Annotated in this window: 12 protein-coding genes; 11 read left to right on the top strand and 1 reads right to left on the bottom strand. The window is 32.9% G+C overall.

Annotation, left to right across the window (positions count from 1 at the left end; all coding sequences use genetic code 11):
• Nucleotides 1-75 precede the first annotated feature (75 nt).
• Nucleotides 76-1,161: a glycosyltransferase family 4 protein gene (locus tag AC1RPU_RS07250; RefSeq protein WP_481761955.1), complete on the top strand. Its 1,086-nt coding sequence runs from the start codon at nucleotides 76-78 to the stop codon at nucleotides 1,159-1,161.
• A 36-nt stretch (nucleotides 1,162-1,197) separates the two neighbouring features.
• Here the strand turns inward: AC1RPU_RS07250 and AC1RPU_RS07245 are convergent, their stop codons facing one another.
• Entirely contained in the window at nucleotides 1,198-1,833 is a 636-nt protein-coding gene (locus tag AC1RPU_RS07245) for a YigZ family protein (RefSeq protein WP_481761956.1), read from the bottom strand.
• A gap of 48 nt (nucleotides 1,834-1,881) precedes the next feature.
• On the opposite strand from AC1RPU_RS07245, the gene AC1RPU_RS07240 reads away from it, so the two are divergent.
• The 10 genes from AC1RPU_RS07240 (at nucleotide 1,882) to AC1RPU_RS07195 (ending at nucleotide 13,368) form a co-directional block, all read left to right on the top strand.
• On the top strand, nucleotides 1,882-3,210 hold the full coding sequence (locus AC1RPU_RS07240) for an ATP-dependent helicase ComFA (protein ID WP_481761957.1): 1,329 nt from the start codon (nucleotides 1,882-1,884) through the stop codon (nucleotides 3,208-3,210).
• A 116-nt stretch (nucleotides 3,211-3,326) separates the two neighbouring features.
• On the top strand, nucleotides 3,327-3,887 hold the full coding sequence (locus AC1RPU_RS07235) for a ComF family protein (RefSeq protein WP_481761958.1): 561 nt from the start codon (nucleotides 3,327-3,329) through the stop codon (nucleotides 3,885-3,887).
• A gap of 205 nt (nucleotides 3,888-4,092) precedes the next feature.
• Nucleotides 4,093-4,653, top strand: a complete 561-nt coding sequence (gene hpf, locus AC1RPU_RS07230; RefSeq protein WP_409021489.1) for a ribosome hibernation-promoting factor, HPF/YfiA family — start codon at nucleotides 4,093-4,095, stop codon at nucleotides 4,651-4,653.
• A gap of 153 nt (nucleotides 4,654-4,806) precedes the next feature.
• The gene (secA, locus tag AC1RPU_RS07225) at nucleotides 4,807-7,170 is read left to right on the top strand and encodes a preprotein translocase subunit SecA (protein WP_481761959.1); all 2,364 of its coding nucleotides are present in this window, start codon (nucleotides 4,807-4,809) and stop codon (nucleotides 7,168-7,170) included.
• Nucleotides 7,171-7,264: 94 nt separating this feature from the next.
• Nucleotides 7,265-8,381, top strand: a protein-coding gene (gene prfB, locus AC1RPU_RS07220) for a peptide chain release factor 2 (protein WP_481761960.1) whose coding sequence is annotated in 2 segments (ribosomal slippage) — nucleotides 7,265-7,336 and nucleotides 7,338-8,381 — 1,116 coding nt in all. Because the reading frame shifts where the segments join, the coding sequence is not laid out codon by codon here.
• Between the two features lie 96 nt (nucleotides 8,382-8,477).
• Entirely contained in the window at nucleotides 8,478-9,173 is a 696-nt protein-coding gene (gene ftsE, locus AC1RPU_RS07215; protein ID WP_481761961.1) for a cell division ATP-binding protein FtsE, read from the top strand.
• Complete coding sequence (ftsX, locus tag AC1RPU_RS07210) at nucleotides 9,154-10,041, top strand: permease-like cell division protein FtsX (protein ID WP_481761962.1); 888 nt, start codon at nucleotides 9,154-9,156, stop codon at nucleotides 10,039-10,041. The genes ftsE and ftsX overlap by 20 nt, the downstream gene beginning before the upstream one ends.
• A gap of 130 nt (nucleotides 10,042-10,171) precedes the next feature.
• Nucleotides 10,172-11,308 (top strand): PDZ domain-containing protein, encoded by a 1,137-nt coding sequence (locus AC1RPU_RS07205; protein WP_481761963.1) that lies wholly within the window; start codon nucleotides 10,172-10,174, stop codon nucleotides 11,306-11,308.
• Between the two features lie 24 nt (nucleotides 11,309-11,332).
• On the top strand, nucleotides 11,333-12,034 hold the full coding sequence (locus AC1RPU_RS07200) for a response regulator transcription factor (protein WP_481761964.1): 702 nt from the start codon (nucleotides 11,333-11,335) through the stop codon (nucleotides 12,032-12,034).
• A 191-nt stretch (nucleotides 12,035-12,225) separates the two neighbouring features.
• Nucleotides 12,226-13,368 (top strand): sensor histidine kinase, encoded by a 1,143-nt coding sequence (locus tag AC1RPU_RS07195; RefSeq protein WP_481762412.1) that lies wholly within the window; start codon nucleotides 12,226-12,228, stop codon nucleotides 13,366-13,368.
• Nucleotides 13,369-13,464 lie beyond the last annotated feature (96 nt).

Raw genomic sequence — 13,464 nt, 5'->3', positions numbered from 1 at the left:
TTTTTTTGTATTTATTTAACAACGTGGTATAGTTAAGACTACTATGACAGAATATTTTTAAGGAGAGATATCAAAATGTTTCCAATTATCGTAGCATTTTTCGCAACAGCGCTTATCTCCGCGTTGCTAACTCCCGTTATTAGACTATTTTCAATTAAAATTGGAGCAGTCGATGTTCCAAATAATAGACGAGTAAATAAGGTTTCAATGCCTACAATGGGTGGATTAGCCATTTTTATAGCTTTTAACTTTACGAATTTTTTTATTTTAAAAAATCAATATCCAATAAAAATGTTAGTGACACTGTTTGTTGCTGAATTGGTAATTATTATCACCGGTGTTTTAGATGATAAGTTTGAATTAAAACCACGCCAAAAGATGTTTGGCATCACAGTTGCCGCCTTGATCGTCTACTTTTTTTCAAATATGCGAATGACGACATTCACTTTACCTTATTTTGGTATTATTAATTTAGGATGGATGAGTTTCCCTATTACAATTATTTGGATTTTAGCTATTACAAATGCTATTAATTTAATAGACGGATTAGATGGCTTAGCAACTGGGGTTTCCATTATTGATTTATTTACAAGTGGTTTGGTAGGCTATTTCTTTTTAGTTAATACAAATAGTTATATTGCAATTATGATGTTTACGCTGGTTGCTGCTCTGATTGGATTTTTGCCATATAATTTCTTTCCAGCTAGAATCTACTTAGGGGATACAGGCGCGTTATTTATTGGATTTATGATTTCAGTATTCTCTTTATCTGGACTTAAAAATGCAACTTTTATTTCTATTATTGTGCCTGTTTTAATATTGGGTGTACCAATTACGGATACTGTTTATGCAATGTTACGCCGGATTTTAAATAAAAAGCCTATCTCTCAAGCAGACAAACATCATTTACATCATCGTTTGATGCAAATGGGGTTAACGCATCGACAGACAGTATTAGTTATATATGGCATTGCGTTAATTTTTTCATTTATTTCATTACTTTATCCAATATCATCAATTTGGGGTTCAATACTAATGTCAGTTGCGACATTAGTGGGACTAGAACTATTCGTAGAGTCCATCGGATTAGTTGGATCTAAACGAAAGCCACTGCTAAATTGGATTAAAAGAATTGTTAAAACGATGACTTCAAAAAAATAGATAGTAAAAAGGATGTCCAGTAATTGGGCATCCTTTTTACTTAACTTGAATTTCATTATATAAATCTTGGCCTAATTTAAAAGTTATTTGGTTATTGAGTAGGTTGATTAGTTGATCTTGTAAGGTTAATATCAAATTTTTATCAACTGCTAAAGTTATTTCTACTGTTTCAAGATAGGTTGTGTGTTGGATTATAATTGAATTTTTTTCAAGATAATTTTCAAGTTTTCCAACATTTTGGTAAGCAATTTGGCAAATAAGTTCGGTTTGTAAAATACGTTCAACGATACCAATTTGTTCAATCGTCTGCGAAGCAGCATTACTATAAGCACGGATTAAACCACCAGCACCTAGCTTAATACCACCAAACTTTCGACTAACAACGATACAAATATTTTTAAGCTGATTTTTTTTAATAACTTCTAGAATGGGAACACCAGCCGTTCCAGAGGGTTCACCATCATCGCTTTGACGTTGGATTTCAGACTCAGTACCAAATGTGTATGCAAAACAGTGATGTCTTGCTTTAGGTTCTAATTTCTTGACTGATTCAATAAAAGCAACTGCATCAGATTCTGTCGCGATTCGAGTGACACGACAAATGAAGGAAGACTTCTTTTCAATTAATGTGGCTAAACCAGATTCTTTAATTGTTAAATAATTTTTTGACATAATTAAGGTTCCTTTGCGTATTTAAACTTATTGAAGGGATTGAGGAGAATGACACTTTCAAGTTTGTATGGTCGTTTAATAACTGATTCAGAAATTGACGAAACTATTAATTTAGATGAACTTACGTCGTACCCAGGAATTAGTATTGAAGATAAACAATTAATCTGTCGCAGATGCCTTTCACAACTTAATTTAAAGGAAAATAAATTACAAGGTGACCGGTACTATTGTTCATACTGTATGATATTAGGACGTATTTCAACTACGACTACACTTTATACTATACCTGAACCCAACTTGTTTTCAACTCAAAAAGGGAGTCCATTGACGTGGAATGGAGAATTAACGACTAGCCAAGAAATATGTGCTAATGAAGTGAAACAAATTTTTAAAAATTCGGGTGCCCGGCATTTACTGTGGGCGGTAACCGGCGCTGGTAAAACAGAAATGCTATTCAAAGGTATTGAAGCTGCTATTATGGATGGTAAGCGCATCTGTTTAGCATCACCACGGGTCGATGTTTGTATTGAATTATTTCCGAGATTGCAGGCAGCATTTCAAAATATTGATATTTGTTTGCTGCACGGAAAGACAACGGAACCATACCGTTATACCCAACTAGTCATCTGTACAACACATCAATTGTTAAGATTTCATAAAGCGTTTGACGTTATGATAGTTGATGAGGTAGATGCCTTTCCATATGCACAGAATCAATTACTGCTTCAAGCAACAACACAAGCAACTAAACAAAAAGGGGCAAGTTTATTTTTAACGGCAACCCCAAGTGAGGATCTGTTAAAGGAGGTTCGCTTAAAACAATTAACGGTTAGTTATTTACCAATACGCTTTCATGGTCAATTATTGCCTGAAATTAAAATTAAATTTGAAAAAGCGTGGGAAAAGAATTTAAAAAAAGGACGTTTACCCAAAAAATTAACACTGAAAATGACAGAGTGGCTAAAACGTAAGGATCCATTTTTAATTTTTGTGCCGAAAATTTGGTTATTGGAACCAGTAATGGAAGCATTTAAAAAGAAGTTTCCTAATTTAAAGGGGGACACTGTTTATTCTGAAGATCCAGATAGACTAGATAAAGTTAAGGCAATTAGAACAGGCGAACTACGGTATCTAATCACAACAACAATTTTAGAACGTGGTGTGACATTTGCTAATCTGGATGTTTTTGTTCTGGGTGCAGATGATAAAACTTTTTCAACGGCAGCGTTAGTTCAGATTGCTGGCAGAGTGGGACGTAATGTCAATCGTCCGTTTGGTGACGTTATCTTTTTATGTTGTGACTACACGATTTCAATAAAAAAGGCAGTTGGACAAATAAAAACGATGAATCGTAAAGCAAGGAAATTAAAGATATGAGAAACTGTCAGATTTGTCATAATACATTTAGTCAAAAATTAACGCTAGCATTTATATTATCGACTAAACCTTATGAAAAAAAGATAGTTTGTAAGAGATGCCAGGAGCAGTTACGATTGATTAATACTCAGTTAGCCTGTAGAGGATGCGGTCGAGAACAAAATAGGCCACAATTATGTGCGGATTGTAAGAAATGGCAACTTATTTATCCTAATTTAAATTTTCAGAATCAAGCGTTGTACATTTATAATGATTTTATGAAAGATATCATTAAAAATTATAAGTTTAATGGTGATTATCAGCTGAGAACTATTTTTCAAGTACAATTAAAGCACAAAATAGAAACAATTGATTTTGATTACCTCGTGGTGATACCTGTTGATTCTGAAACGTTAAATAATCGAGGATTTAATCAAGTCTGTGGTCTTTTAGATATTAAGCATGATCATTTTTTAGTGCGAAATAATACGGTTAAAGAAAAACAATCGCATAAAAATAGGCAACAAAGGCTTGAATTAATTCAACCGTTTGAACTTAGTCCAGATTGCCCAGATTTATCGGATAAAGTTGTTTTGATTGTGGATGATATTTATACTACCGGCCGAACACTATTTTATGCCCATATTTTGTTAGCACAAAATGCTAAAAGCATTAAGAGTATTACCCTTGCAAGATAATGAACAATAGGTACAATTTTTAAATAAATTAGTATGATATATTTAAGCAAAAGTTAAAATGACTGTTAACGATTACAATGGCGTTTTAAATAGATTTGTTAAGGGATATCATTTGTAAATTTAAGTCTATTCGCTTATAATTAAATCAAGCGGTAAGGTAATTAATAGTTTCGTTACCTGCTGTAGATTGAAGGGAGAGTTTATTATGTTAAAATACAATATTCGCGGTGAAAATGTTGAAGTTACAGATGTTACTAGAGATTATGTTGAAAAGAAATTATTTAAATTAGAAAAATACTTTACTGATACATCTAATTCAACGGCCCATGTTAATTTAAAAGTTTATTCAGATAAAACGGCCAAAGTTGAAGTGACAGTTCCGATGCCTTCTCTCGTCCTTCGAGCTGAAGAAACATCACAAGATTTACTTTCAAGTGTTGATCTTGTGACTGATAAATTAGAACGTCAAATTCGCAAATATAAAACTAAAATTAATCGCCAATCAAGAGGCAAGGGAATTAAAGATATTGAAATTCGTAATGAAATTGCTGATGAAGAATCAGATTCTATTGATGAAGTAAGCAAATTTGATGTTGTTCGGACAAAGCATGTTTCTTTAAAACCAATGAATAGTGAAGAAGCTATTTTACAAATGGATATGTTGAGCCATAACTTCTTTATTTACGAAGATGCTGATACAGAGGGTATTAACATTGTTTACAAACGTAAAGATGGTCGCTATGGTTTAATTGAAGCTGAAGATTAAACTAACCTTGAAAAGCCTGTTGAGTAAGTTAACTACTCAGGGCTTTTTTGTTATTTTAGTTTAAAATTTATTGATTTAGTGATACTATAAAAAATGATATTATAATTAAAAATAATTCAATAAATGTGTTTGATATATAAGGGGAAAAGCTAAATGGCAAATGTATTAAGACAATGGGTTGAAAGTGATAATCGTGAATTAAGAAAACTAGGCAAAATAGCCGATAATATTGAAAATATGGCCGACGAGATGGCTTTATTATCTGATGATGAACTAAAAGCTAAAACACCTGCTTTTAAAGCAAGATATCAAGAAGGTGAAACGCTTGATGATCTTTTACCAGAAGCATTTGCAGTGGTACGAGAAGCCGCAAAACGTGTGTTAGGACTATACCCATTCCGTGTGCAAATGATTGGTGGAATGGTTTTAAATAATGGTGATATTGCGGAGATGAAAACTGGTGAAGGTAAAACTTTAACAGCTACTATGCCCGTTTATTTAAATGCAATTTCAGGTCTAGGTGTTCATGTTGTTACTGTTAATGAATATTTATCAAGCCGTGATGCAACAGAAATGGGCGAATTATATTCATGGTTAGGTTTAACTGTCGGATTGAATATTAACGAAAAAACAGCTGAAGAAAAGCGCGAAGCCTACGCAGCTGATATTACCTATTCAACAAATAGTGAATTAGGCTTTGATTACTTACGTGATAACATGGTTGTTTATCGTGAAGATATGGTTCAAAGACCTTTAAACTATGTTATCGTCGATGAAGTTGATTCAATTTTGATTGATGAAGCTAGAACACCGTTGATTATTTCTGGTCAAGCTGAAAAGACGACTGCCATGTATGTTCGTGCAGATCGTTTTGTTAAAACGTTAACTGAAGAAGAAGACTATAAAATTGATCTTGAATCAAAATCAATTTCATTAACCGAAGAAGGAATTCGTAAAGGTGAAAAATATTTTGGACTAGATAATTTATATGATACAGATAATACAATTTTGACTCATCATTTGGATAATGCATTACGGGCTAATTTTGTTATGCTACGTGATAAAGATTATGTTGTACAAGATGGTGAAGTTATGATTGTTGATCAATTTACTGGTCGTATTATGGAAGGTCGTCGTTATTCTGATGGTGTTCATCAAGCTATCGAGGCTAAAGAACATGTTGAAATTGAAGACGAAACTAAAACAATGGCTAACATCACTTACCAAAATTTCTTTAGAATGTACAAGAAATTATCTGGTATGACGGGTACTGCTAAAACTGAAGAAGAAGAATTCCGTGAAATTTATAATATGGAAGTTGTTCAAATTCCAACGAATAAACCTATTATTCGTGATGATAAAGCAGATTTATTGTATCCATCTTTAAATAGCAAATTTAAAGCTGTCATTGCTGATATCAAAGAACGCCATGAAGCTGGTCAACCTATGTTGATTGGTACTGTAGCAGTTGAAACGTCAGAATTATTGGCACAAATGTTAGATGATGCTGAAATTCCACATGCTGTCTTAAATGCTAAAAATCATGAACGTGAAGCTGAAATCATTTTAAATGCTGGACAACGTGGTGCTGTTACCATAGCTACGAATATGGCCGGACGTGGAACTGATATTAAATTAGGCCCTGGCGTTAAAGAAATTGGTGGATTAGCTGTTATTGGTACAGAACGCCATGAATCTCGTCGTATTGATAATCAACTTCGTGGCCGTGCTGGCCGTCAAGGGGATGATGGGATGACACAATTCTATCTTTCTTTGGAAGATGATTTGATGTTACGATTCGGTTCAGAACGTATTAAGAGCTTCTTAGAACGTATGAACATTACTGAAGATGACGCTGTTATCCAAAGTCGTATGATTACAAAACAAGTTGAATCAGCACAAAAACGTGTCGAAGGTAATAACTATGATACACGTAAAAATGTTTTACAATATGATGATGTTATGCGTGAACAACGTGAGGTTATTTATAACCAGAGACAACAAATTATTATGGAAGAAAAAACATTAAAACCTGTTATTATGCCTATGATACAACGTACTGTTAATCATATTGTTCAGATGCACACGCAAGGTGACCAAAATGAATGGAATTTACAAGCTATTGTAGATTTTGCTGTCTCTTCAATGGTTAATGAAGACAGTATCTCATTGGCAGATTTAGAAGGTAAAGATGCTAACCAAATCGAAGCCTACTTGGTCGACCGCGCTGAAAAGAACTATGAAATTAAAGAAGATCAATTAGTTGATGCAGCACAAATGCTTGAATTTGAAAAAGTGGTTGTGTTACGTGTTGTTGATGATAAATGGACAGCGCATATTGATGCAATGGATCAACTTCGTCAGTCTATTGGACTACGTGGCTACGGACAATTAAACCCTCTAGTTGAATACCAATCAGATGGATTTAGAATGTTCGAAGAAGTCGTTGGAGCAATAGAATTTGAAGTGACACGTTTATTTATGAAAGCTGAAATCAGACAAAATATTAAACGTTAATCAAAAAGTTAATCAGAGAACATTATTAAAGAGTCACTTCCGAATTCGATAGAGTTTGAAGGTGACTCTTTTTAGTAAATTAAGGAGAAAATTGATGGAATTAAGCGATTATAGGAAACAAATTAATGAAATGGAACAAAAAATAACTAACTTCAGGGGGTCTCTTTGACTTAGAGACGCTGAATGAACGTATTTCTGAAAATGAAGAACGAATGGCTAACCCAGATTTTTGGAATCACCAAGAAGAAGCACAAAAAGTTATTGACGAAAACAATCAATTAAAAGGTAAATATGATGCGTTTCATGATTTAGAGAGTAAGGTATCAGAATTACAAGTCATGCTTGAATTATTACAAGAAGAAAATGATAATGATATGCTAATAGAATTTGATGACTTGTTTAACGAGACAAAAAAAGCACTCGACAAGTATCAATTACGATTATTATTGAATGAACCTTATGATAGCAGAAATGCTATTTTAGAAATCCATCCAGGTGCAGGAGGTACCGAATCTCAGGATTGGGGATTAATGTTACTTAGAATGTATACGAGATGGGCTGAAAAAAGTGGGCTAATCGTCGAAACAGTAGATTATCAATCTGGCGATGAAGCGGGATTGAAAAGTGTGACGCTTCTTATTAAGGGAGTAAACGCGTATGGTTATCTTAAGAGTGAAAAAGGGGTGCATCGATTAGTTCGTATTTCACCTTTTGATGCTGCTGGTCGACGCCACACGTCTTTTGCATCTGTTGATGTGATGCCAGAGTTGGATGATTCAGTCGAAATAGAATTAAATCAAGATGATATCAGAATGGAAGTATTTAGATCATCCGGAGCTGGTGGACAACATATTAATAAAACATCTTCAGCAGTTAGATTAATTCATATTCCAACAGGGATAGTAACTTCGAGCCAAGCGCAGCGGTCACAATTTCAAAATAGGGCAACGGCTGAAAGTATGATGAAATCTAAGTTATATCAACTTGAAATGGAAGCAAAAGAAAAAGAACGTGCTGCCATTCAAGGTGAACAAATGGATATTGGATGGGGGTCGCAGATTCGATCATATGTGTTCCACCCATACTCAATGGTTAAGGATCATCGTTCCGATTTTGAGACTGGTAATGTTCAAGCGGTAATGGACGGTGATATAGATGGATTTATTAATGCTTATTTACAGTGGAAATTAAAAAATGAAAATCCAAGTTAAAAAATGAAACTTAATTGTAAGACTACTGCAATATAAAGGTAAATAATCATGCTATAATGAAAATGTTATGAAAATAGACACAGGAGGATTCACTGTTTGATAGAATTTAAAAATGTATTTAAACAATATTCTGATGATATTATTGCAAGCAATGATATTAATCTTCGAATTGACCAAGGTGAATTCGTATATGTGGTTGGACCTAGTGGTGCCGGAAAGTCGACATTTATAAAAATGATGTACCATGAAGAACAAGCAACATCTGGTGAAATCACAGTAAATGATTTTCATTTAGAAACGATGAAACCAAAAGAAGTACCATTTTTACGAAGAGATTTAGGAATTGTATTCCAAGATTTCAAATTATTACCTCGTTTAACAATTTTTGAAAATATTGCATACGCGTTAGAAGTTATTGAAAAAGAACCTGCAGAAATTAAAGAACGTGTTGATTACGTGCTAGATCTTGTTGATTTGTCTGACAAGGCGGATAAATTTCCGGAAGAATTATCTGGTGGTGAACAACAAAGAATTGCGATTGCACGTGCAGTTGCAAATAAACCAGAAGTCTTAATTGCTGATGAACCAACGGGGAATTTAGACCCTGAAACGTCAGATGATATTATGTCAATTTTAGAAAAAGTTAATGAACAAGGGACAACAGTTATCATGGCAACTCATAATAGTATTATTGTGAACAAATATCCACATCGTTTGTTGGCTATTGAAGATGGCCGTATTGCCCGAGATGAAGAAGGAGGAAAATACGGTTATGAAAATGAGAACGTTTAGGCGTCATTTTGGTGAAAGTATTAAGAGTTTACGTCGTAATGGATGGATGTCTGTTGCTGCTATTAGTGCTGTTACTGTAACGTTAATTTTGGTTGGGGTGTTACTTTCAATCTTAATGAACGTAAATAAATTAGCATCTGATGTTGAGAACGATGTTCAAGTCAGAGTGTTTGTTGAACGAAAGACAACAAAGAATCAACAGGCTGATTTGAAAAAGAAACTTGAAAGTTATTCAGAAGTTAAAAAAGTTACTTTTTCAAGTAAAAAGGAGCAATTACAACAAGTTGTTGGTAGTTATGGTAATGAATTTAAGTTATTTGGTGGGGATGATAATCCACTATATGATACATTTGATGTTCAAACTAAAAAACCAAAACAAACTGAGCAAATTGCAAAACGTGCTAAAAGTTTAGATTATGTAAATGATGCTAGTTTTGGGGGCACATCTGCTAAAAAACTATTTAAAGTAGTTGGTAATATCCAAAAATGGGGTATGATTATTAGTGCTTTACTCCTCTTTGTTGCAGTATTCTTAATTTCTAACACGATTAGAATCACAATTTTATCTCGAAGAAATGAGATTGGAATTATGCGTCTAGTAGGTGCGACGAATGGATTTATCAGATGGCCGTTTTTACTTGAAGGTGCATGGACTGGGCTTTTAGGTGCTATCATTCCAATTATTTTAGTTGATTTTGGCTATATTTGGATTTATAACGGTTTACAAGTTTCGTTGGCATCAACTAGTTATCAATTATTAACACCAGGAACTTTCTTGGCAGAAATTGATTTATTATTAGTGTCAATCGGGATAATTATTGGTGCTTTAGGATCGTTCGTTTCAATGCGTCGTTTCCTTAAAATTTAATTAAATTTTAAAAGACTGATTTTGCTAAATGCAAAATTCAGTCTTTTTTGTTATTATGATTATCTTTTTTGAATCATGACAAAGCATGATATAATTTGAGTACTATATATTAAAGAAAATAGGTGCATTTATGGTAACGCTTAAAATTATTGGAAACTTTTTCATGCAACCAACGCTTTGGTTAGCAATTATACTGATTTATGGTATGTATACACGAAGAATTAAAAAAGAGAGACAAGCATTTAGAACAGCTGTCGATAGTGATTTTTATGAGGGACGTCATGCAATAAAAGTAGGCTTTATTTTTAGTATTATTGGATCAATGTTACTATTTGGACTAGGTGTTATGTTGCCTATTAACTGGGTAGTTATTTATGCTATTTTTATGATTTTAGGACTACTACTATACCCAGTATTTGATGCTATCTTTCCGCTATTTATTATATCGGGACTAGTATATGGGATGACTAAATCTCAATTAAGTAATTTTGAAATATTTAAATATGAAGAATTTCACGTTGAATTTACGACAGGGATTCTACTGATAGGGACAGTCATTTTATTTATAACTGCTTGTGCGCTGTATTTATTCAGAAATAGTCCCTTATCGCCGAACACACAGTCAGGTAAACGAGGGCGAAATATATCGTCGTTTAGTATGAAGGATCTGTATCTGGTGCCACTTGTAATTCTAACACCGGGTGATCAATTCCATAGTGTACTCTCTTGGTGGCCAATTATTCATATAGCAGGTACAGAATTTAACATCATTATTTTACCATTAATTGTTGGGCTATCATTACGTATCTATAAAGAAATACCAAGAGTAGCTATCAAATTTATAAAAAAACAATACTTATATTTAGCTTTTATAGGGACAGGTTTAGCGATAATGGCTATATTTATACCAATAATGGGGATATATGGATTAATTGTTCTATTAGTTGCGTATTGTATCAGCCAATATATGATCAAACGCCATGATAATAAACAAGAAAAATGGTTTGCAGAATCCAATGAAGGAATATTAATTGTAGGGGTACGCCCAGGTACGCCAGCTTCAAAGATGGACGTAGAGGTTGGTGATGTGGTCGTTCAATGTAATGGCATTGAAGTTAGAAACGAAACCGAATTGTATGAAGCATTACAGAGTAGCTCAACGTATTGTCGATTAAAAATTAGGACATTTAGTGGAGATACAAAAATAACAGAAAGTGCGATATTTTCAGACTCACCATATGAAATAGGGTTAGTCATAATTAAATAAATTTAGTTATCAGGGGGATAAATAATGAAAAAAATTTTAGTTGTAGATGATGAACCAGCAATTGTTACGCTGTTAACGTATAATCTAGAAAATGCGAACTATGAAGTGCATGTAGCAATAGATGGGCCTAGTGCATTTAAAAAAGCAACAGAACAAAATTTTGATTTCATTATTCTCGATTTGATGCTGCCTGGTTACGATGGTATCGAAGTTACAAAAAAATTAAGACAAGAAAAAGTAAAAACGCCAATAATCATTTTAACGGCTAAAGATGATGAATTGAATAAAATAATTGGTTTAGAAATTGGTGCAGACGATTATATGACTAAACCGTTTAGTCCAAGAGAAGTAATAGCAAGAATTAAGGCTATTTTGAGACGTACTGAACATGACTCATCTAAGGATGAACAAATTGATAATGAAGTGAGAGAATTTAAAGATTTTAAAATTGATTTTTCTAACTATTCAGTTTATAAAAATGATGAAAAAGTTGCATTAACACCAAAAGAGTTCGAACTTTTAGTATATTTTATTAAACGAACAGGACGTGTGCTAAGTAGAGAAAAGTTATTGAGCGGTGTTTGGGGATACGATTATGAAGGGCAAACAAGGATGATAGATATGCATGTGAGCCATTTACGCGAAAAATTAGAAGTAGATGCTAAAAACCCCCTATATTTAAAGACAGTTCGAGGATTTGGCTATAAGTTTGAGGAGAATAAATGAAACAAAAACTAAAATGGATAATTACGACGTTAATCTTGTTGCTAAATTTAACATTTAGTATGACACTTCTATGGGATGTATCCGGGAAACTTTTTAGTAAGAATAGTATTATTGGAGTAAGTGTGTTGAGTTTGATTGAAATAGCTATACTTTATAAAATAGCATCTAAAGCAGGTGCTGAGTCCGAATTAATGGCTAATATATTGAATAGTTTAGTCAATAAAGGAGATTCTTATCATGTATTACTAGATACAGATAGTCCCAATTTTGAATTATCGAAAGCCATTAATCGTGTTGAAAGTTATCAAAAGAAAAGAAATATTCACTATCAGGTACAAAATAATAACTATCTAAAATTAATTGAACATTTGACAGTTGGGGTTATGCAAATTGATCATAAAAGACAAGTACTAGTCGTAAATGATATGATTTCTAAATTATTAGGCCAACAGATAGAAAGTAAGCAACATTCATATATTGATGATATTAAAACATACAAATTGAGTGGACTAATTGAAAAAGCCATTAAAACACAAGATAAGCAAAGAGATGAAGTTGAAATTGCCAATACAAACAGAGTGGTTGATGCAACGGTCGTCTATATAGCAAATAACAATGTAGAATTTCAAGTAATCGTAATTTTATATGATATAACTGAGCTGAAATTATTAGAGAAAATGCAAAATGAATTTGTCGGAAATGTGAGTCATGAATTGAAAACACCAGTAACAGCAATTAAAGGATTTGCTGAAACTCTTTTAGAAGAATCTGTTGATTCAAGTACAACTAACAAATTTTTAAATATTATTTATGACGAAAGTGAAAAATTAGAAGTATTAATTCAAGAGATATTAAAATTAGCAAAAGGGCAAAAACCCAAAGAAAATATTTCGAGTTTCAATTTAGATGCTATGATAAATTATGAGTTAGATTTATTAAGTAGTACTATTAAAAGTAAAAATTTAATAGTAGACAAGAGAATAACAAAAGATCTTTATGTAAAGTTTGATAAAAATAAGATAGCCACTATCTTAGGTAATTTATTGCAAAACGCTGTTAAATATAATGTTGATAATGGGCGTATGGTAGTTGAAGTAGGCAAAATAAAGACAAGATTTTTTATAGCAGTATCAGATACTGGTATTGGTATTTCAAATCAAGACAAAAAAAGAATATTTGAACGTTTCTATAGAGTAGATCCGTCTAGAAATAAACAAATAGAAGGTAATGGGCTTGGCCTCGCTATTGTGCAGGAACTAGTGACATCAATGGGTGGAGAGATTAGTGTGAAAGATTCGAATGATAAGGGGACTGAAATTACGATTTATTTGTAATATTAAGAGATATTCACATAAATAGACTTGACCAAGAAAAAGAAAGCTGATATATTTAATAAGTGCTATTGAGGCGATAATGAATATCGCAAATAA

This window comes from Dellaglioa sp. CoH-55-MRSF-7 (assembly GCF_056782235.1).
The sequence above is the reverse complement of the archived record's forward strand: the minus strand, read 5'-3'. Positions and strand labels throughout refer to the sequence as shown.